Annotated in this window: 24 protein-coding genes; 10 read left to right on the top strand and 14 right to left on the bottom strand. The window is 64.4% G+C overall.

Annotation, left to right across the window (positions count from 1 at the left end):
• Positions 1-4 precede the first annotated feature (4 nt).
• Complete coding sequence (locus KHY18_RS17245; RefSeq protein WP_213302522.1) at positions 5-1,246, bottom strand: GNAT family N-acetyltransferase; 1,242 nt, start codon at positions 1,244-1,246, stop codon at positions 5-7.
• 83 nt (positions 1,247-1,329) lie between these two features.
• On the opposite strand from KHY18_RS17245, the gene KHY18_RS17240 reads away from it, so the two are divergent.
• Together KHY18_RS17240 and KHY18_RS17235 are read left to right on the top strand one after the other, a co-directional pair.
• Entirely contained in the window at positions 1,330-2,976 is a 1,647-nt protein-coding gene (locus tag KHY18_RS17240; protein WP_213302520.1) for an NAD+ synthase, read from the top strand.
• Between the two features lie 46 nt (positions 2,977-3,022).
• Positions 3,023-3,361: a P-II family nitrogen regulator gene (locus tag KHY18_RS17235; RefSeq protein WP_213302517.1), complete on the top strand. Its 339-nt coding sequence runs from the start codon at positions 3,023-3,025 to the stop codon at positions 3,359-3,361.
• Between the two features lie 27 nt (positions 3,362-3,388).
• Here the strand turns inward: KHY18_RS17235 and KHY18_RS17230 are convergent, their stop codons facing one another.
• From KHY18_RS17230 to KHY18_RS17205, 6 genes are read right to left on the bottom strand one after another with little or no spacing between them, the layout of a single operon-like run.
• Positions 3,389-3,991, bottom strand: coding sequence for an LOG family protein (locus tag KHY18_RS17230; RefSeq protein ID WP_213302514.1), 603 nt, complete (start codon positions 3,989-3,991; stop codon positions 3,389-3,391).
• Positions 3,988-4,380: a diacylglycerol kinase gene (locus KHY18_RS17225; protein WP_213302512.1), complete on the bottom strand. Its 393-nt coding sequence runs from the start codon at positions 4,378-4,380 to the stop codon at positions 3,988-3,990. Before KHY18_RS17225 ends, KHY18_RS17230 begins: the two co-directional genes overlap by 4 nt.
• A gap of 21 nt (positions 4,381-4,401) precedes the next feature.
• Complete coding sequence (locus KHY18_RS17220) at positions 4,402-4,968, bottom strand: RDD family protein (RefSeq protein ID WP_213302510.1); 567 nt, start codon at positions 4,966-4,968, stop codon at positions 4,402-4,404.
• On the bottom strand, positions 4,968-5,837 hold the full coding sequence (locus tag KHY18_RS17215) for a DUF3106 domain-containing protein (protein ID WP_213302509.1): 870 nt from the start codon (positions 5,835-5,837) through the stop codon (positions 4,968-4,970). The genes KHY18_RS17220 and KHY18_RS17215 overlap by 1 nt, the downstream gene beginning before the upstream one ends.
• A 21-nt stretch (positions 5,838-5,858) precedes the next feature.
• Entirely contained in the window at positions 5,859-6,308 is a 450-nt protein-coding gene (locus KHY18_RS17210) for a DUF3619 family protein (protein ID WP_213302507.1), read from the bottom strand.
• Positions 6,305-6,874, bottom strand: a complete 570-nt coding sequence (locus tag KHY18_RS17205) for an RNA polymerase sigma factor (protein ID WP_213302539.1) — start codon at positions 6,872-6,874, stop codon at positions 6,305-6,307. Before KHY18_RS17205 ends, KHY18_RS17210 begins: the two co-directional genes overlap by 4 nt.
• A gap of 312 nt (positions 6,875-7,186) precedes the next feature.
• Between KHY18_RS17205 and KHY18_RS17200 the strand changes: the two genes are divergently transcribed.
• The 7 genes from KHY18_RS17200 (at position 7,187) to pbpG (ending at position 16,861) form a co-directional block, all read left to right on the top strand.
• The gene (locus KHY18_RS17200) at positions 7,187-8,971 is read left to right on the top strand and encodes an acetolactate synthase 3 catalytic subunit (RefSeq protein WP_213302505.1); all 1,785 of its coding nucleotides are present in this window, start codon (positions 7,187-7,189) and stop codon (positions 8,969-8,971) included.
• 133 nt (positions 8,972-9,104) lie between these two features.
• Positions 9,105-9,596 carry an acetolactate synthase small subunit gene (gene ilvN / locus KHY18_RS17195; RefSeq protein ID WP_175504496.1) on the top strand — a complete coding sequence of 164 codons (492 nt, stop codon included), beginning with the start codon at positions 9,105-9,107 and terminating at the stop codon, positions 9,594-9,596.
• Positions 9,597-9,652: 56 nt separating this feature from the next.
• The gene (gene ilvC / locus KHY18_RS17190) at positions 9,653-10,669 is read left to right on the top strand and encodes a ketol-acid reductoisomerase (RefSeq protein WP_213302503.1); all 1,017 of its coding nucleotides are present in this window, start codon (positions 9,653-9,655) and stop codon (positions 10,667-10,669) included.
• A 558-nt stretch (positions 10,670-11,227) separates the two neighbouring features.
• Positions 11,228-12,061, top strand: a complete 834-nt coding sequence (gene pssA / locus KHY18_RS17185) for a CDP-diacylglycerol--serine O-phosphatidyltransferase (protein ID WP_213302501.1) — start codon at positions 11,228-11,230, stop codon at positions 12,059-12,061.
• Positions 12,062-12,350: 289 nt separating this feature from the next.
• On the top strand, positions 12,351-14,021 hold the full coding sequence (gene leuA, locus KHY18_RS17180) for a 2-isopropylmalate synthase (protein WP_213302498.1): 1,671 nt from the start codon (positions 12,351-12,353) through the stop codon (positions 14,019-14,021).
• Positions 14,022-14,104: 83 nt separating this feature from the next.
• Positions 14,105-15,643, top strand: coding sequence for a 2-isopropylmalate synthase (locus KHY18_RS17175; RefSeq protein ID WP_213302495.1), 1,539 nt, complete (start codon positions 14,105-14,107; stop codon positions 15,641-15,643).
• A gap of 117 nt (positions 15,644-15,760) precedes the next feature.
• Entirely contained in the window at positions 15,761-16,861 is a 1,101-nt protein-coding gene (gene pbpG, locus KHY18_RS17170; RefSeq protein ID WP_213302492.1) for a D-alanyl-D-alanine endopeptidase, read from the top strand.
• Between the two features lie 89 nt (positions 16,862-16,950).
• Here the strand turns inward: pbpG and KHY18_RS17165 are convergent, their stop codons facing one another.
• From KHY18_RS17165 to aat, 3 genes are all read right to left on the bottom strand, one after another.
• Positions 16,951-17,769 carry an IclR family transcriptional regulator gene (locus tag KHY18_RS17165; RefSeq protein ID WP_213302489.1) on the bottom strand — a complete coding sequence of 273 codons (819 nt, stop codon included), beginning with the start codon at positions 17,767-17,769 and terminating at the stop codon, positions 16,951-16,953.
• A gap of 73 nt (positions 17,770-17,842) precedes the next feature.
• Positions 17,843-18,616, bottom strand: a complete 774-nt coding sequence (locus KHY18_RS17160) for an arginyltransferase (RefSeq protein ID WP_213302486.1) — start codon at positions 18,614-18,616, stop codon at positions 17,843-17,845.
• On the bottom strand, positions 18,613-19,353 hold the full coding sequence (aat, locus tag KHY18_RS17155; protein ID WP_213302483.1) for a leucyl/phenylalanyl-tRNA--protein transferase: 741 nt from the start codon (positions 19,351-19,353) through the stop codon (positions 18,613-18,615). Before aat ends, KHY18_RS17160 begins: the two co-directional genes overlap by 4 nt.
• A 195-nt stretch (positions 19,354-19,548) precedes the next feature.
• On the opposite strand from aat, the gene KHY18_RS17150 reads away from it, so the two are divergent.
• A complete protein-coding gene (locus KHY18_RS17150) occupies positions 19,549-19,851 on the top strand; it encodes a hypothetical protein (RefSeq protein ID WP_213302480.1) in 303 nt (100 codons plus the stop codon).
• 119 nt (positions 19,852-19,970) lie between these two features.
• Here the strand turns inward: KHY18_RS17150 and KHY18_RS17145 are convergent, their stop codons facing one another.
• From KHY18_RS17145 to KHY18_RS17130, 4 genes are all read right to left on the bottom strand, one after another.
• Positions 19,971-21,017, bottom strand: a complete 1,047-nt coding sequence (locus KHY18_RS17145) for a Bug family tripartite tricarboxylate transporter substrate binding protein (protein ID WP_213302477.1) — start codon at positions 21,015-21,017, stop codon at positions 19,971-19,973.
• Positions 21,018-21,079: 62 nt separating this feature from the next.
• Positions 21,080-21,955: a TauD/TfdA dioxygenase family protein gene (locus tag KHY18_RS17140; protein ID WP_213302475.1), complete on the bottom strand. Its 876-nt coding sequence runs from the start codon at positions 21,953-21,955 to the stop codon at positions 21,080-21,082.
• Positions 21,956-22,108: 153 nt separating this feature from the next.
• The gene (locus KHY18_RS17135; protein ID WP_213302472.1) at positions 22,109-22,567 is read right to left on the bottom strand and encodes a RidA family protein; all 459 of its coding nucleotides are present in this window, start codon (positions 22,565-22,567) and stop codon (positions 22,109-22,111) included.
• Positions 22,568-22,601: 34 nt separating this feature from the next.
• Positions 22,602-24,008, bottom strand: a complete 1,407-nt coding sequence (locus tag KHY18_RS17130; RefSeq protein ID WP_249729189.1) for an aminotransferase class V-fold PLP-dependent enzyme — start codon at positions 24,006-24,008, stop codon at positions 22,602-22,604.
• Between the last annotated feature and the right edge of the window lie 269 nt (positions 24,009-24,277).

Genomic DNA, 24,277 nt, shown 5'->3' with positions numbered 1-24,277 from the left:
GGCTTCACGCGGGCTTGGGCTCTGGGCTCTGGCCCTGTGCGGCGACCGCCGCGCGCAGCGGGCTGTGCGCGTGCAATTCTTCGAGATAGGCCTGCACGCCCGCGCCTTCGCGCTCCAGAAACCGGTCCACGGCATCGGCGAACGCCGGATGCGCGATCCAGTGGGCGCTGGCCGTGGGCGTGGGCAGCAGCGCGCGCGCCATCTTGTGCTCGCCCTGCGCGCCGCCCTCGAAGTGCGCCACGCCGTGCGCAATGCACCACTCGATGGGCTGGTAGTAGCAGGCTTCGAAGTGCAGGCAGTCGACGCGCTCCAGCGCGCCCCAGTAGCGGCCGTAGGCCACGCCGTGCGGCGCGCCCGCATCTTCGGCCGCGGCGGCGTTGAGCGCGATCAGGCTCGCGGCAATCGGCTGGCCGTCACGCTCGGCGATGAACAGCAGCCAGTGTGCTGCCATCTGCGCGCCCATGCGCGCGAAGAAGTCGCGTGAAAGATAAGGCGCGTTGCCGTGCTCGTAGTACGTGCGCGCGTAGCAGCTGTAGAAGAAATCCCAATCCGTGTGCTGGATCTGCGCGCCGTGCAGCGCCCGGAACGTCACGCCGGCCTCGGCCACCTTGCGGCGTTCCTGGCGAATCTTCTTGCGCTTTTCCTGCTGCAGCTGGGCCAGGAAATCGTCGAAATCGCGCAGCGGGCGCTCGCCCGCGGTGTCGATCGCGTGGTTGTTCCAGTGGAACTGCACGCCGCCGCGTTCCATCCAGCCGTCGGCGCGGCAGGCCGCGAGATCGGCGTCCTCGGTGAACAGCGCATGCACCGACGACCAGCCGTCCTGCGCCTGCACCCAGCGGCGCACGGTCTTGGCGAGCAGCGCGCGCAGCGCTTCGCTGCGCGCCAGCAGGCGCGAGCCGGGCACGGGCGTGAACGGCACGGCGATCACCGCCTTGGGGTAGTACTCGAGGCCATGCTCGGCATAGGCGCGCGCCCAGGCCCAGTCGAACACGTACTCGCCCGAGGAATGGTTCTTCGCATAGAGCGGGCAGGCCGCGACCATTTCATCGCCTTCCCACAGCGTGAGGAAGCAGGGCTGCCAGCCGGTTTCCAGCGTCGCGCTGCCGCTGGTTTCGAGCGCTTCCAGGTACTCGTGGCGCATGAAAGGCGTGGGCACGGGCTGGCGCGCAAGCAGGTCATTCCAGGCCTGAGCGGGGATCTCCTGCACTGCGGTGAACACGCGGGTGATAATTGCACTTTCAGCCATGCCTGCTCCCGGCGTTCGCTGCCGAATTTCCGGCCCTGGGAGAAGCGCTTTTGCGATGGGCCTTGTCGGCCTGATTTCTATCCATGACGTTCTCCATCTGCACTGCTCAGCGCAATTTTGTTGTGGGCGATCTGCCTGGCAATGCGCAAAAAATCATTGATGCCGCGCGCGCTGCGCATGCGGCCGGCGCGCGCCTGCTGCTCACGCCCGAACTCGCGCTGTGCGGCTACGCGGCCGAAGACCTGCTGCTGCGCCCCGCGTTTCTCGACGCCTGCGAGCAGGCCCTGCATACCGTAGCACGGGAAACCGCCGACCTCACGGGCCTGGCCATTGTCCTGGGACACCCCCGGCGCGCGGCCGGCGAGCGACTGTGCCACAACGCGGCCAGCGTGCTGCGCCACGGGGTTGTCGAAGCCAGCTATGCCAAGCAGGCCCTGCCCAACTACGCGGTGTTCGACGAGCAGCGCTACTTCACGCCTGGCGCCGCGCCCTGCGTGTTCGAAGTCGATGGCGTGCGCGTGGGCCTGCTGGTCTGCGAGGACGCGTGGCTGCCCGGCCCGGCGCGCCAGGCCGCCCAGGCCGGTGCGCAACTGCTCGCGGTCATAAATGCTTCGCCTTTCCATGGCGACAAGCCCGGCGTGCGCGAAGCCATGCTGCGCGAGCGCGTGCAGGAAACCGGCCTGCCCGTGGTCTATGCCCACATGGTTGGCGGCCAGGACGAACTGGTGTTCGACGGCCACTCGTTTGCGCTGGGCGCCGACGGCGCGGTGGTCGCACGCGCTGCGGGCTTTGAAGAAAGCCTGATGAGCGTGCAGGTGACGGCGCAGGCCGGTGCGCTGGCTTTGCAGGGCGAAGTGCTGCCGCTGGCGAGCGCGCACGAGCAACTGTGGCGCGCGCTGGTGCTGGGCGTGCGCGACTATGTGGGCAAGAACCGCTTTCCCGGCGTGCTGCTGGGCCTGTCGGGCGGCATAGACTCGGCGCTGGTGCTGGCGATCGCCGTCGACGCGCTGGGCGCCGACAAGGTGCGCACGGTGATGATGCCTTCGCCCTATACGGCCGACATCAGCTGGATCGATGCGCGCGACATGGCGGCGCGCGTGGGCGCGGCCTACGAGGAAATCTCCATCGTGCCGCAGTTCGAGGCCTTCAAGGCCGCGCTGGCCGCCGATTTCGCGGGCCGCGCCGAAGACACGACCGAAGAGAATCTGCAGGCACGCATTCGCGGCACGCTGCTGATGGCGCTGTCGAACAAGTTCGGCGCGCTGGTCGTGACCACGGGCAACAAGAGCGAAATGGCCACGGGCTACTGCACGCTCTACGGCGACATGGCCGGCGGCTTCGCGGTGATCAAGGACCTGGTCAAGACCCAGGTGTTTGCTCTGGCCAACTGGCGCAACGCGCATGACCCGTTCGGCACCGGCAGCAATCCGATTCCCGAACGCATCATCACGCGCCCGCCCAGCGCAGAGCTGCGTCCGGACCAGAAAGACCAAGACAGCTTGCCGCCTTATGAGGTGCTCGATGCCATCGTCGAGCGATACATGGAAAATGACGAATCCGTGCAAGACATCGTGGCCGCGGGCTTTGCCGCCGCCGATGTCGAGCGCGTGACGCGCCTGATCCAGATCAACGAGCACAAACGCCGCCAGGCGCCGATAGGCGTGCGCCTCACGCGCCGCAGCTTTGGCAAGGATTGGCGCTATCCGATCACCAATAAATTCCGGGCGTGATGCAGCAATGCATGGCGCCAACGCATTCCCACATCCAGGAGTTCCCATGAAAATGATCACCGCCGTCATCAAGCCGTTCAAACTCGAAGAGGTGCGCGAAGCCCTGGCCGATTGCGGCGTCACCGGCCTCACGGTCACCGAAGTCAAGGGTTTTGGCCGTCAGAAAGGCCATACCGAGCTGTACCGCGGCGCCGAATACGTGGTCGACTTCCTGCCCAAGGTGAAGATCGAAGTTGTGGTCAACACCGACGATGTGGACCGCTGTGTCGACGCCATCGTCAATGTGGCGCGCACCGGCAAAATTGGCGACGGCAAGATTTTTGTCACGGCGGTCGAGCGCGTGGTGCGGATTCGTACCGGCGATCTGGACTCTTCGGCTATCTGATCTCCAGAGGATCGAGGGCCGGGCGCCTCAGATAACTTCGCGCAGCGCCTTGGTCTGCGCCGCCGTTCCCGCGGCCTCGATCAGCGACGGCAGCAGCGCCGCCGCATCCGTGTGGCTTTCGATCAGACCCATCTGCCATTCGCCCATCAGCCCGCTTTGCACGCTGGTGCCGAGGAAAGTCAGCAGGTTGTCGTAGTAGCCATCGGTGTTGAGCAGGCCTATGGGCTTGTCGTGGTAGCCGAGCTGGCGCCAGGTCCAGACTTCGAACAGCTCCTCGAACGTGCCTATGCCGCCGGGCAGGGCAATAAAAGCGTCCGAGCGTTCGGCCATCATCGCCTTGCGCTCATGCATGTTCTGCACGATATGCAGTTCGTCGCAGGCATGGTTGGCCTGCTCCTTGTCGACCAGCGCCTGCGGAATGATGCCCACCACGCGGCCGCCGGCCAGGCGCGTGGCCTCGGCCACGGTGCCCATCAGGCCCGAACGGCCGCCGCCATAGACCAGCTGGCCGCCATGCGCGCCAATCCACTTGCCGACTTCGATCGCGGCTTCGGTGAACAGCGGGTTGACGCCGGGGCGCGAGCCCAGGTAGACGCAAAGGGAAAAAGCGGGAGTCGAAGAGTTCGTCATAGAAATTTCAAGTAAAGGGCGGACAGCCAGGTGCCCGCGCACAGCAGTACGGCCAGCAGCACCGCGGCGCTGCCCATGTCTTTGGCGCGCTTCGAGAGCGCATGCCATTCGGGGCCTATGCGGTCTATCGCGGATTCGATGCCGCTGTTGAGCAGCTCCACGATCAGCACCAGCACGACCGATGCCACCAACAATATGCATTCGCTCCAACTGCGGCCCAGCCATGGGGCGAACGGCAGCAGGATTAGCGCGCATACGGCTTCGGTGCGAAAGGCTTTTTCACCCCAGCCGGCGCGCAGGCCTTGCAGTGAGTAGCCGGTGGCATGCCATAGGCGGCGCAGGCCGCTGCGGGTTTTCTGAAGGTTGACCGGGGGAATCTCTGGAGGCATGGGCCGAGAGGATACGCTAGCCTAGGCCAGTCCGTCGGCCTTGCGGCGCTTGAGCCTGGCGCGCGCTTCACCCTGGGCGTCGTGCACCAGGCGCGTGCCGGCCAGCGCATCGTGCAGGAACTGGCGCTGCGGGTGCAGGCGGCTGAGCAGCGCCCAGACCGCGATCCAGCCGAGCATCAGCACCGTGGTTTCGCCCGCGGGCAGTTGGAACGGCGCGATCACCGCCAGCGGCGGCAGAAACCACAGCCAGCTGAGCAGATAGCGCGCCAGCGCCCGGCCCTGGGTCAGCGCGTTGCCTGATTTGTCGGTCACGCGGATATGCCAGGTCTTCATCGCCAGCGTCTGGCCCTTGGACCAGAACCAGGTGAAGTAGATGCCGAACACCACGAACAGAAAGGCCTGCAGCAAATGGCGGTTGTCCATCGCATTGCGCGTCTGGCTCAGCGTGCCGAACAGATAGCCGGCGATGAACACCACGCCGAACAGCAGCAGGCCTTCATAAAGCCAGCAGGCCATGCGCCGGCGCAGGCCGGGCGTCGGCGGCAGCGCCGGCTGCGCAGGAATCGAAGACGGGGCGGAAGAGGGCATCACGGTGGCGGCGGATCGCCCAGCCCGGTGCCCGCGGCGGTCGTGTCGGAGCCCAGGGGGGCCAGCGCGGGCAAGGGCAGCGCGGTCGCGGTGGACAGGTTGACGGGCGCGGTCTCGACCACGTTGGGCATGGTCACCGGGCGGGTTTCCACGGCGACCGCGGGCGCGGGCGGTGCAATGTGGTGCGTTGCCTGCGCGCTGGGCGTGGGAATCTTTGGCAGGTTGGGAACGTTGTTGGCCGTGGCCGTTGCCGTGGTGGCGGCGGGCACGCGCGCCAGTTTCTTGGCCGGCACGGGGCGCAGCGCGGGCGCGGCACCGCCCACGGGCTTGGCCGCGGCGGCCTTGGCGGCCAGCGCGCGCTTCTGTTCGTCGCTCAGCGCCTGATAGGCCTCCCACTGTGCCCATTTGTCCTTGGGCGCCATGCGGTTGGTGAGCGCGTAGTTGAGCCGCGCCTGGCTGCGCTGCTGCGCGCTCAGGCTGGCCCAGGATTCCATGCGGTCGCGCAGCTTGAGCTGTTCCTGCGCGGGAAGGGTGTCGAACGTGCCGGCAAGCACGATCCAGCGGCTCTTTTGCACTTCGCCCATGAACGGCCAGCGTTTTTCGAGCGGCTGCAGCACGCGTTGCTGCGCCTTGGTGAGTTCGCCCCAGTTGGGGCCCGCGGCCAGCAGGCGGCGCTGTGACAGACCGTTGCGCGGCGCATCGGAGTCTGCCGCGGGCGCCTGCGCGACCGTGGCCATGGCCAGCGCGCTCGGCGCCTGCCGCACCTGCGGCACGACCCAGGTCGCGAGCACGGTCAGCGCCAACAGCAGCGCCGACGCCACGGCGACGCTGGTCGAATTGCGGAGTTCAGTGCGCGGAACAGGGGGCATGCAACCGGGAAATCTCTAGGATCAGAGTGTCGAAACCGCGGGCGGTGTCTGGATGAACTGCAGGAAACCTGGATCGGCGTAGGCCGAAGGGGGCAGGTCGTCCGTGAGCAGTGCGGCGTCGACTTCGGCGACTTCGTGCGTGCCGAAATCGGTTTGCGAGGTGATGAACACCGCGAGGCTGATGGCCAGGCCGACCAGCGGCGCGGCGGTGAGCGCACCGCGCCACCAGCTGTGGCGCCCGGGTGCGCCCAGGGAGGCGACGCCGCCCTGGTTCTGCACCGCGCTTGCCGTGACGCGCTGGTGTACCAGCACTTCACGCCGGCGCTCCGACAGCGCACGCTCTCGACCGGCGCGCAAGCGCTCGCTGATGTCGTACGCCAGCAGTTGGTTGTTTTCGCTCAGGCGTGCGGTGACGCGCCGGGCGAAATGATCGGCGGCCTGCTCAACCGAGGGTGATACTGCAATGTTCATAACTGGATTCCTTTGGCCTTCAGTGCCTTGCTGAGGGTCTGAATGGCGCGAAAGCAGTGTGTCTTCACACTGCCTTCAGAGCAACCCATGGCGGCTGCGGTCTCTGCGACGTCCATCTCCTCCCAATAACGCATCAAAAAGGCTTCTCGTTGACGTGTTGGCAGCTCCTGAACCTCTTTTTCTATACTTTGTAGCGTTTGTACACGCTGAGTGTGCTCTTCGGCGCTTTGCACCGTCTGCTCATTTCCATTGCCAGCATAGGTCTCGAGCAGATCAAAGTCCATGCCGTCGTCGCCTTCGGGCTCGAAATCGCTCATGCGCGAGAACAGCGCGTTGCGCGTTTTCTGCCGCCGGAACCAGTCGAGCGTGCAATTGGACAGGATGCGCTGGAACAGCATCGGCAGCTCGCCGGGCGGCTTGTCCCCGTAATGGTGCGCGAGCTTGAGCATACTGTCCTGGACAATGTCGAGCGCCGCCTCATCATCGCGGACATGGTAGAGCGCGCGCTTGAAAGCACGTTTTTCCACATCCTTGAGAAATTGCGAGAGTTCTTGTTCGGTTGCCAAAGAGGTCAGCCTGCCGCGAAAAGGGCGCCGTGGCCAGAAAGAGGATTGCTGCAGCAGCTCGGCGAATTTCGCAAGCGCCAGCACAGGACGAAGCGAATTATCGCATCCATCGAATATTTTGCCGCACTGGGATGCCAGGGCATTGCGCCGCAGTGCGATAATCCGGGCGCAAATCAAAAAAGCAAACGGGTCATGGTCCGGCGTCCACACATTTCGCCCATGGTCATGGCCTCAAGTCCCGAACCGGCCCCACAAGGGCACAGGCCAGGGGCACCCAAGGTTTTTCGTTAGAGAAATTCGCAAAGGTTGATCATGGAAATTTCCAAGGCAGAGCTTTCTTCCGCTGCCGCCGCAGCAGCGTCGTCTCCCGCGCGTCCCACAGAACTCATGGGCGCCGAAATCCTCGTAAAGTCCCTGCAAGCCGAAGGCGTGCAGCATCTGTGGGGTTATCCGGGTGGCGCTGTGTTGTATATCTACGACGCACTCTACAAGCAAGACACCATTCAGCATGTGCTGGTGCGCCATGAACAGGCCGCAGTGCATGCCGCCGACGGCTTTGCGCGCGCCACTGGCGAAGTCGGCGTGGCCCTGGTCACTTCGGGCCCCGGCCTGACCAACGCCGTCACCGGCATCGCCACCGCCTATACAGACAGCATTCCGCTGGTCGTTATCAGCGGCCAGACATCGACGGCTTCCATCGGCACCGACGCCTTCCAGGAATGCGACACCGTGGGCATCACGCGCCCCATCGTCAAGCACAACTTCCTCGTCAAGGATGCGCGCGATCTCGCGGCCACGATGAAGAAGGCGTTCCACATCGCGCGCTCGGGTCGTCCCGGCCCCGTGGTGGTCGATATCCCCAAGGATGTGTCCTTCAAGAAGGCCGCCTGGAACGGTTATCCGCAGAGCATCGAAATGCGCTCGTACAACCCGGTGCGCAAGGGCCACAGCGGCCAGATCCGCAAGGCGCTGCAACTGCTGCTGACCGCCAAGCGCCCCTATATCTATACGGGTGGCGGCGTGTTGCTCAGCAATGCCTGCAACGAGCTGCGCACGCTGGTCGACATGCTGGGCGTGCCCGTGACGCACACCCTGATGGGCCTGGGCGCCTACCCCGCGAGCGAGCGCAAGTATCTGGGCATGCTGGGCATGCACGGCACCATCGAAGCCAACAACGCGATGCAGAACTGCGACGTGCTGCTGGCCCTGGGTGCGCGCTTTGACGACCGCGTGATCGGCAACCCCAAGCATTTCCAGTCGGTCGAACGCAAGATCATCCACGTCGACATCGACCCTTCGTCGATCTCCAAGCGCGTGCGCGTCGATGTGCCCATCGTCGGCGACGTCAAGGACGTGCTGGGCGAACTGATCGCCATGCTGCGCGAAACGCCGGCACGCCCCGACGCCGGTGCGCTCGCTGCCTGGTGGGACACCATCGAAGCCTGGCGCGAACGCGACTGCCTGCGCTACGACAACAGCAACCCTGAAGTCATCAAGCCGCAGTACGTGGTCGAGACGCTGTTCAACATGACGCGCGACTCCGACACCTACATCACGTCCGACGTGGGCCAGCACCAGATGTGGGCCGCGCAGTACTACCGCTTCGACGAACCACGCCGCTGGATCAACTCCGGTGGCCTGGGCACGATGGGCGTGGGCATTCCCTACGCCATGGGCGTGAAGCTCGCCAAGCCCGACGCCGAAGTGTTCTGCATCACCGGCGAAGGCTCGGTGCAGATGAACATCCAGGAATTGTCGACCTGCCTGCAGCACAACACGCCGATCAAGATCTGCTCGCTCAACAACCGCTACCTGGGCATGGTGCGCCAGTGGCAGGAAATCGAGTACTCGGGCCGCTACAGCCACAGCTACATGGACGCGCTGCCGAACTTCGTCAAACTCGCCGAAGCCTATGGCCACGTGGGCCTGCTGGTCGAGCGCACCGAAGACGTGGAGCCCGCACTGCGCGAAGCGCGCCGCCTCAAGGACCGCACGGTGTTCATCGACTTCCGTACCGATCCTACCGAGAACGTGTTCCCCATGGTCCAGGCCGGCAAGGGCATCACGGAAATGCTGCTCGGCACTGAAGACCTCTGAGCTTCGGGGCCTGGTCCCCGCTGCCTCACTTTCCGGCTATCTTCCGATAGCCCCATTTCGACGAATCTATTGCCCGCCAAGCCCGCGCATTACCGTGCGTGGGGGAGGGCGGCGAAAAGAGGAATCTGTATCCATGAAGCACATCATTGCTGTCTTGCTCGAGAACGAACCCGGCGCGCTGTCGCGCGTGGTCGGATTGTTTTCGGCGCGAGGCTATAACATCGAGTCCTTGACCGTGGCGCCGACGGAAGATCCGTCGCTGTCGCGCATGACCATCCAGACCACGGGGTCGGAAGACGTGATCGAGCAGATTACCAAGCACTTGAACCGCCTCATCGAGGTGGTCAAGGTGGTGGACCTGACCGAAGGCGCCTACGCCGAACGCGAACTGATGATGGTCAAGGTCCGGGCCGTGGGCAAGGAGCGCGAAGAAATGAAGCGCCTGGTCGACATCTTCCGCGGTCGCATCATCGATGTGACCGACAAGAGCTACACCATCGAACTCACGGGCGACCAGTCCAAGAACGACGCCTTTTTGCAGGCCATCGAACGCTCTGCCATCCTCGAGACCGTGCGCACCGGTGCGAGCGGCATCGGTCGCGGCGAGCGCATTCTGCGCGTTTGAATTTTCCCCCTGCCTTCCCTTTTTTACCCCCTAAGAACCCATCCACTGGAGCCAACATGAAAGTTTTCTACGACAAAGACTGCGACCTGAGCCTGATCAAGGGCAAGACCGTTGCAATCATCGGTTACGGCAGCCAAGGCCACGCACACGCACAGAACTTGAACGAAAGCGGCGTGAAGGTCGTGGTCGGCCTGCGCAAGGGTGGCGCTTCGTGGCCCAAGGTCGAAAAGGCCGGCCTCAATGTGATGGAAGTCAACGACGCCGTGAAGGCCGCTGACGTGGTCATGATCCTGCTGCCCGATGAAGACATCGCAGCCGTGTACAAGAACAACGTCGAACCCAACATCAAGCAAGGCGCTTCGCTGGTGTTCGCCCACGGTTTCAACGTGCATTACAATCAGGTCGTGCCCCGCGCCGATCTGGACGTGTGGATGGTCGCTCCCAAGGCCCCCGGCCACACCGTGCGCAACACGTACACGCAAGGTGGCGGCGTGCCCCACCTGATCGCCGTGCACCAGGACCAGTCGGGCAAGGCCCGCGATCTGGCCCTGTCGTACGCCATGGCCAATGGTGGCGGCAAGGCCGGCATCATCGAAACCAACTTCAAGGAAGAGACCGAGACCGATCTGTTCGGCGAACAGGCTGTTCTGTGCGGTGGTGCGGTCGAGCTGATCAAGATGGGCTTCGAAACCCTGGTCGAAGCCGGCTACGCGCCTGAAATGGCCTACTTCGAGTGCCTGCACGAACTCAAGCTGATCGTCGACCTGATCTATGAAGGCGGCATCGCCAACATGAACTACTCGATCTCGAACAACGCCGAATACGGCGAGTACGTGACCGGCCCCGAAGTGATCAACGCCGAATCGCGCCAAGCCATGCGCAACGCCCTGAAGCGCATTCAGGACGGCGAATACGCGAAGATGTTCATTCTGGAAGGCCGCACCGGCTACCCCAGCATGACCGCTCGTCGCCGCAACACCGCCGATCACCAGATCGAAAAGGTCGGTGGCCAGCTGCGCGCCATGATGCCCTGGATCGCCAAGAACAAGCTGGTTGACCAGACCAAGAACTGATCTGACGCAGGGCCTGTGCCCTGCCGCAGTTCATCGAAAGCCACCGCAAGGTGGCTTTTTTTGTGCGGTAGAGCACCCTTTCATAAGCTCTCAAGGAACAGCTTTTTCAAGCAAATCAATGACTTAACGACGGTCGGATTTGTGCAAACAGCGCTTGGTTAGTCGCGATTTACTTAAAACGGATAACTAATGGCCGTTCGCCCTGAGCCTGTCGAAGGGCGGCTGCGCTCTAGGCCAGCGTGCCCATTCATCCTTCGACAAGCTCAGGACGAACGGGATTCTTAGGCCATGCCTGGCCCTGTTTTGTCAAACGCCTTGCGAGGCTGGGTCTCGCTTACCTTGCCCAGAGTGAACGGGGTTTGTCTGCCACTCGTTGCTGGCCCGGCGAAGCTGGGGCCGGCTCCTACACCGGCGGCGCATGCGGGGCCCCATATTTATGAATGTCGGTGCAGTCCACGCGGGTACACTGCAACACACATGGAGCGCGTCAAGGCGCTCCTTCTCATATGGCGATTTCAGCGGTCCGTACGAACGGGCGCAGTGGTGGAGGTTTATTACATGCATGACGGCAACGATTTGACGGAAACCCCGGGTGTGGTGGTGCGCAAGCGCCGCAAGGGCATCTATATCCTTCCCAACCTGTTCACGCTGGCCGCGCTGTTCGGCGGCTTCTATGCCATCGTGATGGCGATGAACGGCCGCTTCGAGCTGGCGGCCATCGGCGTGTTCTGCGCGATGGTGCTCGACAGCCTCGACGGCCGCGTGGCGCGCATGACCAATACGCAGAGCGCGTTTGGCGAGCAGATGGATTCGCTGTCCGACATGGTGTCGTTCGGCGTCGCGCCGGCGCTGATCGCCTACGAGTGGGCGCTCAAGGGCCTGGGCCGCTGGGGCTGGATCGCGGCGTTTGTGTACTGCTCCTGCGCGGCGCTGCGCCTGGCACGTTTCAACGTCAACACGGCCGTGGTCGACAAGCGCTACTTCCAAGGTCTGCCTTCGCCTGCGGCCGCCGCGCTGGTCACGGGCTTCATCTGGCTGCTCAGCGACTCGGGACTGCTGCGCGGCGCCGACGGCCTGCTGACCTGGACGCAACTGACGTGGACCATGTTCGCGCTGACGCTGTACGCGGGCCTGACCATGGTCACCAACGTGCCTTTCTACAGCTTCAAGGACATCCACATGAAGCGCAGCGTGCCGTTCGCGGCCATCGTGCTGATCGTGCTGGCGATCGCGGTGATCAACATCCACGCGCCCACGGTGCTGTTCGGCGTGTTCGTGCTCTACGGCTTCAGCGGCTATGCGGTCTACGCCTGGCGCAAGGCCAAGGGCCAGCAGGTCAGCGTGATCAGCACGTCGAAAGACGAGCCCGAAGAACGCGGTCTGCATAAGTGACCCCCACGCTCCCTCACTGCGTGTGGTCGCGCGGGGGGCAACGCCCCCCGAAGCGCTTTTTGTCTTGTGGCGGCCCGGCGACAAGAAACCGGTAACCACCTGCGCGGAACTTGTGCTAAAGTGATCCTCATGCAAAACCTGTCGCTAGCTCTACTAACCATGTCCCACGGGCAGACCTAGTAGCGCGCGCGCATTCCCCCTACTTACGGCCCGTAGCATCAGCGACGGGCCGTTTTGTTTTGTGGAACGCTGGTGCACACCCCCTTTTCAATTTTTCGAAAGAGCCAAGATGTTGCAGAACCCCGCCAGCAAATACCCTGCATTTCCCCCCGTCCGCCTCGTTGACCGCACCTGGCCAGACGCGGTGATCAGCCAGCCTCCGGTGTGGTGCAGCGTGGACCTGCGGGACGGCAACCAGGCCCTGATCGAGCCCATGGACATTCCGCGCAAGATGCGCATGTTCGAAACCCTGGTCGACATCGGCTTCAAGGAAATCGAAGTCGGTTTTCCCTCCGCTTCCCAGGTCGAGTTCGAGTTCATGCGCAAGCTGATCGAGGAAGACCGCATTCCCGAAGATGTCACCGTGCAGGTGCTGACCCAGGCGCGCGAGCCCTTGATTCGCCGCACCTTCGAAGCCCTGGCCGGCGTGCCGCGCGCCATCGTTCACCTCTACAACGCGACCGCGCCCGTGATGCGCCGCGTGGTGCTGAACATGAACGAGGACGAGATCGTCGAACTCGCGCGCAGCAATGCCCAGCTGTTCAAGGACATCGCGGCCGACTACCCGCAGACGGACTGGACTTTCCAGTACTCGCCCGAAATGTATTCGGACACCGAGCTGGCGTTCTCCAAGCGCGTGATCGACGCCGTCACCGCCGTGTGGCAGCCCACGCCCGAGAAGAAGTGCATCATCAACTTGCCGACCACGGTCGAGCATTCGACGCCCAACCTGTTCGCCGACATGGTCGAGTGGACCCACCGCCACCTCGAGCGCCGCGACTCCATCGTGTTGTCGGTGCACCCGCACAATGACCGCGGCACGGGCACGGCCGCGGCCGAACTCTCGCTGATGGCCGGCGCCGACCGCCTCGAAGGCTGCTTGTTCGGCAACGGCGAGCGCACCGGCAACCTCGACATCGTCAACGTCGCGCTCAACATGTACATCCAGGGCGTGCATCCCGGCCTCGACTTCTCGCAGATCGACAACATCCGCGCCACGGTCGAGCATTGCAACCAGTTGCCCGTGCACCCGCGCCACCCCTATGTCGGCGACCTGGTCTACACCTCGTTCTCGGGCTCGCACCAGGACGCGATCAAGAAGGCTTTCGCCGCGCGCCAGGAAGGCGATGTCTGGGACATGCCTTACCTCCCGATCGATCCCAAGGACCTGGGCCGCAGCTACGAAGCCGTGATCCGCGTCAACAGCCAGTCGGGCAAGGGCGGCATCGCCTATCTGCTCGAAAGCGAGTACGGCCTGCAATTGCCGCGTCGCCTGCAGATCGAGTTCAGCCAGGCCGTGCAGCGCGAGATGGACGCCAGCGGCAAGGAATTGACGGCGCAGAATCTGTGGAGCCTGTTCCAGACCGAGTACCGCCTCGACGCCACGCGCCGTCCGCAGTACCGCCTGAGCGGTGAGAGCGGCACGGTCGCCATCAGCGGCGAGTTCCTGATCAACGGCGAAGTGCGCAGCTTGAGCGGCGAAGGCACGGGCCCCATCGACGCGTTCGTCGGCGCGCTCAGCGAAGCCACGGGCCGCAGCATCCGCGTGCTCGACTATGCGGAACATGCAGTGAGCGCCGGTGCCAACGCCCAGGCCGCGGCCTATGTCGAACTGCGCGTCGATGACGCCCATGTGGTGTACGGCGTGGGCATGGACGCGAACATCGTGTCGGCGTCGATCAGCGCCATCGTCTCGGGCCTGGAGCGCGCTCCGGTCGCTGCGGTCGTCGCCGCGGTCTGAATCGGCAAGGCCTGGTAAGCCCGGGCCGGTGTCGGAAGTTGTGAGAGTAAAGTCGGCGGATGTCTCTTTTTGGAGCGGCGGATATGACAGATCAACTCATCATTTTCGACACCACCTTGCGCGACGGCGAGCAGTCGCCGGGCGCATCGATGACGCGCGACGAGAAGCTGCGCATCGCGCGCCAGCTCGAGCGCCTCAAGGTGGACGTGATCGAGGCCGGCTTCGCTGCCAGCTCGCAAGGCGATTTCGAGGCGGTGCAGGCCATTGCGCGCGCCATCAAGGACTCGACCATCTGTTCGCTGGCGCGCGCCAACGACCGCGACATCACGCGTTCGGCCGAAGCGCTCAAGGATGCGCAGCGCGGGCGCATACACACCTTCATCGCGACCAGCGCGCTGCACATGGAGAAGAAGCTGCGCATGACGCCCGAGCAGGTGCTCGAGCAGGCACGCCAGTCGGTGCGCTTCGCGCGCAATCTGGTCGATGACATCGAGTTCAGCCCCGAAGACGGCTACCGCAGCGATCCCGATTTCCTGTGCCGCGTGCTCGAGGCGGTGATTGCCGAAGGCGCGACCACGATCAACGTGCCCGATACCGTGGGCTATGCGATTCCCGAGCTCTATGGCGAGTTCATCCGCAACCTGCGCGAGCGCGTGCCCAACAGCGACCAGGCGATCTGGTCGGTGCATTGCCACAACGATCTGGGCATGGCCGTGGCCAACTCGCTGGCCGGCGTGAAGATAGGCGGCGCGCGCCAGGTCGAATGCACGATCAACGGCCTGGGCGAGCGCGCGGGCAACTGCTCGCTGGAGGAAGTGGTCATGGCCGTCAAGACGCGGCGCGACTACTTCGGCCTCGACGTGAACATCGCCACCGAACATATTCTCGCGGCCAGCCGCATGGTGAGCCAGACCACGGGCTTCGTGGTGCAGCCCAACAAGGCCGTGGTCGGCGCGAATGCGTTCGCCCATGCGTCGGGCATACACCAGGACGGCGTGCTCAAGGCGCGCGACACCTACGAGATCATGCGCGCCGAAGACGTGGGCTGGTCGGCCAACAAGATCGTGCTGGGCAAGCTCAGCGGCCGCAATGCATTCCGCCAGCGGCTGCAGGATCTCGGTGTTGACCTCGACAGCGAAGCCGCGGTCAACGAAGCCTTCACGCGCTTCAAGGAGCTTGCCGACCGCAAGAGCGAGATCTTCGACGAAGACATTCTGGCCCTGGTCAGCGAGCAGGGCGCACAGGGCCACCACGACCCGTTCGTGTTCGTCTCGCTGGCCCAGCACAGCGAGACCGGCGAACGCCCGCATGCGCGCGTGGTCTTCAGCCGCGACGGCGTGGAAATCAAGGCCGAGTCGGATGGCAACGGCCCGGTCGATGCGTCCTTCAAGGCGATCGAGTCGCGGGTGCAAAGCGGCGCCGACATGGTGTTGTATTCGGTCAACGCGATCAGCGACTCGACCGAGAGCCAGGGCGAGGTCACGGTGCGTCTGCAACGCAGCGGCCGCGTGGTCAATGGAGTGGGCGCTGACCCCGATATCGTGGTGGCATCGGCCAAGGCCTACCTCAGTGCTTTGAATAAATTGCACAGCAGCAGCGAAATGGTGGTGGCGCAAGGTTGACGGTCGGCTCTATAATCTCGCTCACATTCTCATAAAAGTCGTGCAACTTGTTGTTTTGTGCGACTTTTTTGATTGAGCCTCCCCGATTTTCCTATTTTTGCTGCTTGGAGCATTTGGATGCACCACCGTCACCGCACCGTGATCGCCCGTCTCTTTCAGGTCTCGGCCGCCTTTGCATTGAGCGGAGCGCTGGCCTTTTCCGGGGCGTCCGCGGCGGAGAAGAAAGTGGCGAAGAAGCAGGCCGCCAGCAGCGCCAGCAAGCCCGCGCGTGCCAGCAAGGCCGTCAACACGGCCAAGGCCAAGCCCGCTGCGCGCAAGCAAGCCGCTGGCAAGGCGGGCCGGGCTGTCGCAGCCAGCGCGCGCGCTCCGGTGCGCGCCGTCGCGTACGCGCCGGCACGCCAATCGTTCGGTCAGCTCGCGGGTCTGCATGACGTCACCGATCCGCTCGATCTGAAGTCGAGCGTGGCCCTGGTCGTCGACCAGGAAACGCACGAAGTCCTGCTGAGCAAGAACGACCATGCGGTGCTGCCCATTGCGTCGCTGACCAAGCTCATGACCGGGCTGATCATCTCGCAGGCGCGCCTGCCCATGGATGAAGTGCTGACGATCACCCAGGACGACGTGGACACCGAAAAGGGCAGCAGCTCGCGCCTGCGTGTGGGCGCAACGCTCACGCGCGGCCAGATGCTGCACCTGGCACTGATGTCGAGCGAAAACCGTGCGGCCCATGCACTGGGCCGTACCTATCCCGGCGGCCTCGCGGCTTTCGTGACGCAAATGAATGTCAAGGCCAAGCTGCTGGGCATGGCCGACACCAAGTATGTCGAGCCCACGGGCCTGTCGAGCCGCAACCAGTCGAGCGCGCGTGACCTCGCGGTGCTGGTCAACGTGGCGCATGGCGACCCGCTGGTGCGCGAACTCAGCACGTCTCCCGGCTACGAAGTGGCCCAGGGCCCGCGCACGCTGCAGTACAACAACACCAACCGTCTGGTGAAGAGTCCCGCATGGGAAATCGGTCTGCAAAAGACCGGCTATATCTCCGAAGCGGGTCAATGCCTGGTGATGCAGGCCGAAGTCGCGGGCCGCAAGCTGATCATGGTGTTCCTCGACTCCGCGGGCAAGTTCAGCCGCCTGGCCGACGCCGAGCGCGTGCGCCACTGGGTGGAAAACCAATCGGGCGCGGCCGCCGTTCTGGCCAGCCATAAGATCAAGGGTTGAAGGCCGCAAGCCTTTGACATTTGCGGGTCCCGGCGCAGGGACCGCAAAACATGAGCCTCCCAGCGGTGCAAACCGCCAGGAGGTTTTTTTTATCCTGCCGTGCTGCTGGCCGGCATGCCGTCGACAGTGCGCCAGCCCGCAAAGCCCAGCGACATGGAAATCTCCGCGGCCGTTGACTGCAGCCGGGGCAGCCAGCCGTCGTCGATGCGATCGGCCGGGGCCGAAATCGACAGTCCCGCGACCAGCTTGCCCTGGTCGTCATAAATGCCCGCTGCAATGCAGCGCACGCCCAATTCGAGCTCTTCGTTGTCGCGCGCAATGCCGTATTGGCGTGTCTTGGCGAGTTCGTGCTCGAGCACGCCCAGCTGGGTGATGGAGTTGTGCGTATTGCCCGCGAGGCCGGTGCGCGTGGCGTAGGCGCGCACGCGCTGCGGGTCGTCGGCCGCGAGGAACAGCTTGCCCGTGGAGGTCAGGTGCAGCGGCGCATGGCCGCCGATGGCGCGCACCACCTGCATGCCCGAGCGCTCGCTGTAGGTGCGCTCCACATAGACGATTTCATCGCCCTGGCGCACGCTCAGGTTGACCGGCTGCTGGATCTGCTTGTGCAGCAGGCGCATGGGCGCCATCGCTGCTTCGCGCACGTTCAGGCGCGCCTTGACCAGGTTGCCGAGTTCGAGCAGGCGCATGCCCAGGCGGTAGCTGCCCGACTCGGGGCGGTCTACGTAGCGGCCTATGGTCAGGTCGTTGAGAATGCGGTGCGCGGTGGAAGGATGCAGGCCGGTCTTTTCGCTGATTTCCTTGAGCGACACCGCTTCCTCGCGCGAGGCCAGCACGTCGATGAGGGTGAACATGCGTTCGAGAACTTGGACGCTGGGTGCGATGGGAGTGCCGGGATCGGTTATTTTCATAATGCGGAAGCGGGACGGCAATGCGCGATTCTAGCGCCTGCCTGCAGACTGTTGCGCGAGCCGCGCCGCGTGCCTACAAAACCGGGTCGTGGCGGGCCGAGCGCGGCAGCCGGTCTATGCGTTCCCAGACCTCGTTGTTGCGCACTTCATGCGGCAGAAAACGTGATTTGTAATCCATTTTCGTGCTGCCTTCTATCCAGTAGCCGAGGTAGACGTAAGGCAGGCCCATGGTGCGCGCCTGGTCGATCTGCCACAGCACATTGAACGTGCCGTAGCTCACATGCGGCTCGGGTTCGTAGAAGGTGTAGACCGCCGACAGCCCGTCTTCGAGCACGTCGAGGATGGAGACCATCTTCAGCGCGCCCGGCGCGTCATCGGTCGCGGGCGCGCGAAATTCGACCAGCCGTGAATTGACGCGGCTTTGCAGCAGGAACTGGGTGTACTGGTCGATGCGGTCTTCGTCCATGCCGCCGCCGCTGTGGCGTTGGCGCTGGTAGCGCAGATAGAGCTGGTAGTGTTCGTCGCTGAAGCTCAGCCGGCAGATCGAGACCTGCAGGTCCTGGTGCTGGGCCATGGCGCGGCGCTGGCTGCGGTCGGGGCGGAAGGCGCTGGTCAGCACGCGCAGCGGAACGCAGGCGCGGCAGCCGTCGCAGTAGGGGCGATAAGTGAACATGCCGCTGCGCCGGAAGCCCATGGTGACCAGCTCGGAGTAGGTCGCGTTCTGGATCAGGTGGCTGGGCGTGGCCACCTGCGAGCGCGCCATTCTCCCGGCAACGTAGCTGCAGGGATAAGCCGCAGTTGCATAGAACTGCAGTGCCTGAAGAGGGAGGTCGTTGAGTTGCGTCATGCGGGGCTCAGCCAGTCCCAGTATACGGCGTCGAAGCGCCAATCCATGCGCGGCTTGCGGCGCTGGCGCGCCACTTCTGCCAGAAAGTCGTGGCGCGCCATGGTCTGCGCGCCCAGCGAGGCCAGGTGGGGCGTGGCCTGCTGGCAGTCGATCTGCGGGGCGCCATGCCGCCGGCACAGCGCGACCAGTGCGGCCAGCGCGATCTTAGAGGCGTCGGTCGCATGCGCGAACATCGACTCGCCGAACACCGCATGCCCCAGCGCCACGCAATACAGTCCGCCGACGAGCTTGCCGTCGACCCAGGTCTCGATGCTGTGCGCATCGCCCTGGCGGTGCAGTTCGCAATAGGCCTGGACGATGCTCTCCACGATCCAGGTGCCGTCCTGGCCGTCGCGCGGCGTTTGGGCGCAGTGACGGATCACGGTTTCGAACGCGCTGTCGATGCGGATTTCGCAGCCGGGCGTGGCGCGAAAGCGCTGCAGCGTCTTGCGCAAGGAGCGGTGCAGCCGGAAAGCCTCGGTCTGCAACACCATGCGCGGGTCGGGCGACCACCAGAGAATCGGCTGGCCCGCGCTGAACCACGGGAAGATTCCCTGGCTGTAGGCGCTGCGCAGATGCTGGGCATCGAGCTGGCCGCCCGCGGCCAGCAGGCCGGGAATGGGATCGCTTTCGCCCCAGGTCTGTTCAACGCCGGGAAAGGGGTCGTGCGGCGCAAGCCAGGCGAGGGATTTGGACATCGGATCGTTCCAGGAGGGACGGTGGCATTGTCGCAGGCCTGGGGCGGCCGGGTCGCCTGTATGGGGTAGGAGCGCATCCTACAGGCGATGGTGTCTTGTGTTGACAGTGGTTGCGCTGGCGAGCCCTTAATTTACGTCTATCGGCAAGCGTTGCAAACGCCTGTGTTGCGCAGAAGCCGTGAAGGAGGGGCAGATATGTTGTTCAGCAGAATCTTTGGTGGAAGCCTGTCCGAACCACGCTACATCCGCCGCACGCGGGTCTATCTCCAGGAAGCGCGCATGGCCGTGCTCGAGCATTCGATTGCCGCCGAGTACTACCAGTCGTCCGCGGAGATGTATGCGACGCGTGCCCAGCGCCTGGAGCAGGAAATCCATGAGTGGGAAGAACAGGCACTGCGCCGGCATAGCGCGGCCAAGGGCCTGACGCCGACGCGCATGGAGCCTCCGGCCGCGGTGCCGGCCGCTGTGTCGCCGCCATCGGTGGTGCGCGCGGCCTGAGGCGCGGTCCAGTGCGCCGATGAGGCGCCGGGCGACCAACGACGCACAGGCAGCGTTGCTGTCCTGTGCGTTGTATTTGCGGAAAAAAAGCGGTCCTGCGCAGAACCCTGTCGAATTGTTTATTCCGTCTTAACGCCCGAGCTGGCGACGACGCCGGCCCAATGCGCGGCTTCCTTCTGCACGAAAGTCTTGAAGTTTTCCGGGCCTGCGGGTGCGCCCACTTCCACGAACAGCTGTTCCAACCCCTTGCGCACGGCGGGATCGGTCAGCGCGGTGTTGAGGTGCTCGTTGAGCTTGCGCACTGCCGCGGCTGGCGTTCCCGCGGCGGAGAACAGGCCGAACCAGCCTTCCTGCACCACATTCGGATAGTTCAATTCCTTGAAAGTCGGCACATCGGGCAGAAAGCGGCTGCGCTTGTTCGAGGCCACGGCCAGCGGCTTGAGCATGCCCGATTCGAGATAGGGCGCGACCGCGCCCGCGGTGGCGAACATCATGCTGATGCGCGCGCCCACGAGGTCCTGCAGCGCGGGCGGGCTGCCGCGATAGGGCACATGCAGCAAAGGCGCGGCCGTGGCCTGGCCGAAAACATGGCCCAGCAGATGGGCTGTTCCGCCTATGCCGGTGGAACCATAGCTGATGGGCGCAGTGCCATTGGGCGTGAGCAAGGCCTTGAGCGTGGTCGGGCCCTTGGCGGGAACGACCAGCACGCTCGCGGTGCTGCCGATGAAGCCTATGGATTCGAAGTCGGCGACCGGGTCATAAGGGCGCGGCGTATGCACGGCGGGGGCGATCGCATTGGTGGCGATATGGCCCAGCAGCAGCGTATGACCGTCGGGCTTGGCCTGGGCGACGAACTTGGTGCCGATCACGCCGCCGGCGCCGGCCTTGTTGTCGACGATCACATCCTGGCCCAGCGTCACGCTCATACGCGCGGCGATCAGCCGCGCGACACCGTCGGTCGCGCCGCCCGCGGGGCCGGCGACGACGATGCTGATTGGACGCAGCGCCGCGCCCTGCTTGTCGTTGACGGCGGCGGTGCCGATCGAGGCCGCGCCGTAGAGGCCCAGGCCCAGCAGGCAGGTCAGCACGCCTTGCGTGAAACGGGATGCGGGGCGGGGCGTGGAGCGATGGATCATGGTGGTGTCGAACATTCGGAACAAAGGCATGCGGCAGCGCCACCCTCGCGTGAAGAAGGGGGTGTAGGCGCTGCGGGGTGGAAGTGGTGCGCTTACTGCGCGCGGTCGCTGACCTGGGTGCGGTACATCAGGCGGCGCGCCTGGGGATCGAAGGCATCGCGGCGGTGCAGCGTCACGCGGTTGTCCCAGGCGACCAGGTCGCCGGCCTGCCATTGCTGGCGCCAGGTGTAGGCGTCCTGCGTGGCGTGCGCCCAGAGGGTGTCGAGCAGCTCCTCGCTGTCGGCCAGCGACAGTCCGGGGACATAGGCATTGCGGCGGCGGCCCAGGTACAGGCTCTTGCGGCCGGTCAGCGGGTGAATGCGCACCAGCGGGTGGCGGGCGCCGACCGTGAGCCGCGGGTCGGTCACGCGCGCGAAGCCCAGGCGCAGTTCGCCCGCGCTGTTGAGGCTTGCATCGTGGACGCATTCGAGCGCGGCAATGGTCTGCTGCAGTTCCTCGGGCAGGCTTTCATAGGCCGCGTAGAGGTTCAGGAACTGGGTGTCGCCGCCGCTGGCCGGAACTTCGTGCGCATGCAGCAGCGCGGCGCGCGGTGGAGCGGGGTTGTAGGTCATGTCGGCATGCCAGACAGACTCGCCGTCGCCCAGGCCGCCTATGGGCTGCTCGTCGATCTTGACGTTGGAAATCACGGCGATCTCCTCGGGCAGCTCCTGGGCGCTCGCATGCATTGCCTTGCTCGCGATAGGGCGCTTGTCGAGCGCGCCAAAGTGGCGCGAGAAAGCGATATGGCCTTGCAGGCTCAGATGCGACTGGCCGCGAAAGCGCAGCACCAGATGGCGCTCCCAGGCGTCCTTGAGAAAGGCCACGGCCTGGTCGTCGAGCGGTGCGGCGAGGTCGATGCCGTCGATCTGGGCGCCAATCGTTTTGCCGAGCGGGATGGCGCGGAGCTGTTGTGTTGCGGCGTGGGTCATGTTGTGTGGCTGGCGGGAAGCGAGACCCCGATGCTAGGCAACACTGCTTATCGAAGGAATGAATAAAAAATCATGTCCTTAGTTGGAAAATGATGAAGCAATGCAAAAAGCCAGGCCCTCGCAAGGCCTGGCTTTTCGCATCGCCTGGGTGGGTCAGGGCTTCACGGCAATCGCACCGATTTCAACCGCCACGTCGCGCGGCAGACGCGCCACCTGCACCGTGGCGCGCGCGGGCGTGACGCCGCTGAAGAAGCTTGCGTAGACCTCGTTCATCTTGCCGAAATCGTTGAGGTCCTTCATGTAGACCGTGGTCGACACGATGTGCGCCATCGTGAGGTTCTCGGCGGCCAGCACGGCCTTGAGGTTCTCCAGCACCAGGCGGGTCTGGGCTTCAATCGGTGCATCCTTCATCAGCTCGCCGGTCTTGGGGTCGATGGGAATCTGGCCCGAGAGATAGATCACCTTGCCGGCCGCGACGGCCTGGGAATAAGGGCCTATGGCCTTGGGCGCGTCGGCCGAGGAGACGGCGCGGATGTCCTGCGCGGCGGCGATCTGGGTGCACAGCAGCAGGGCGGCGCCCAGCGCGGTCAGGAGGGAGCGGGAAGAGGTCATGGAATCGGTTCTCCGTAAGTGTTGAAGCAAAAGTTCAGGCCATCGAATTGCGCAGCGTCCACATGGCGTCGACCAGGCGGTCGATGTCGTTGGCGTCGTGCCACAGGTGGGTCGAGATGCGTATGCCGTTGTGGTTGGCGGTGTCGCCTATGACGGGGAAGCTGGCGTTGCGGATCACAAAGCCCGGGCCGAAGTCGCTGAGCATGCGGTTCACGAAAGCCGTCGATTTCTGCGCGTCCTTGACGTCCGTCTTGTTGGCGAAGGGGTTGAAGCAGGTCAGCGCCGAGACCAGCTTGGGGTCGTCCTTGGGCGAGTAGAGCGACTCGACGCCCCAGCGCTCGGCGATGCGTTCCTTGAGATAGGATGACAGCGCCAGGTCGTAGGTCTCGATCTTCTTGCGGCCTATGCTGTCCCAGCTCGCGCAGGCCTGGGCCAGCGCCTTGAACATGGGCACATGCAGGCTGCCGCAGCTGGTGACGCTGGCGGCGATGTCGTAGGTGGCCGTGCCGTTCGTCGTGCGCTCCAGCGCGGAGTAGCTGCTGGAGTGCACCGGATACCACTTGGGCAGCGGCAGCGGGTTGGACGCGCGAATCTTGTTGCGTATCACGAGAATGCCGGTCGAGCCCGGGCCGCACTGCCACTTGTGGCCCGCGCCCGACATGAAATCCATGCCCAGCGCCGCGTAGTCATAGGCCATCATGCCGGGCAGGTGGGCGCCGTCGACGATGCTGATGAGTTCATGCGTCTTGACCACCTCCATGAGTTCGGCGATGGGCAGCATGGTGCCGGTCACGTAGGTCGGCGACGACCACATCATGGCGCGCACGCGCTTGCCCTGGGCCTTGAGCGCACGGATGCGCTCGTCGAACAGGTTGCTGTACATGGCCGCGGTCTGGTCGTTGCCCACGGGCATGGCGATGCGCGAGACTTCGATGCCGTAGCGCGCGACCGCGATGTTCAGCGGCGTGTTGCCGCCGCCGTGCTCGTGGTTGGTGGTCACGACCACGTCACCCTTTTGCCAATCCAGGCCCAGGATGGCGTGGCACATGCCCGACGAGGTATTGGCCGAGAACGCGAGTTCGTCGGCATCGACGCCGAAGCCCGGAGCCACCTGCTGGCGCAGGTCGAGCAGGTTGCCGTAGCCGCTGCTCGAATCTTCGGCCTTGAGGTGGTTCTCGCTGGCGAACACGTCGAGCACGACCTTGGGCATGGAGCCGCCGGTGCCGATGTTCATGTAGGTGCGCTGCGGGTTGAGCACGAACATGGACTGCACCTGGGTCCAGAACGCTTCGTCCTGTACCAGTCGGCTGCGCAATTCGCTGATGGAGGATTGGCTGTTGGCATCGCCGCAGGCCGCGAGCAGCGGCGCGATGGCGGCGGCGCTGGCGCCATAGCCCATCATGCGCAGGAAGTCGCGGCGCTTGGCCGACCAGTTCTCCATGCCTGCGCTGCCGGCCAAGCCGGCTTGCTGTGAAGGGACTGCCAGCGATTTCTTTGAATTCAGCATAAATCTCCCGATGGAAAAAGATTCGAGGTGGGCGCCGTGGATTCGGTAATCAAAGCGGATTCCGTTGGGCGTTTCAAAATTCTAGAAGCCAAATGGCGTCATTCGATCGACTCTTTTCCCCTACGCAGCAGTACGTAGCACGGTATTGGATTTTCTTTTGGGTTGGCACGCATCCTGCATTCATGCCGTGTCGTGTCCATGCT

Source organism: Acidovorax sp. CCYZU-2555 (assembly GCF_018413525.1).
Lineage (GTDB): Bacteria > Pseudomonadota > Gammaproteobacteria > Burkholderiales > Burkholderiaceae_C > Comamonas.
Note: the sequence above shows the minus strand (reverse complement) of the source record. Positions and strands in the feature narration are given on the sequence as shown.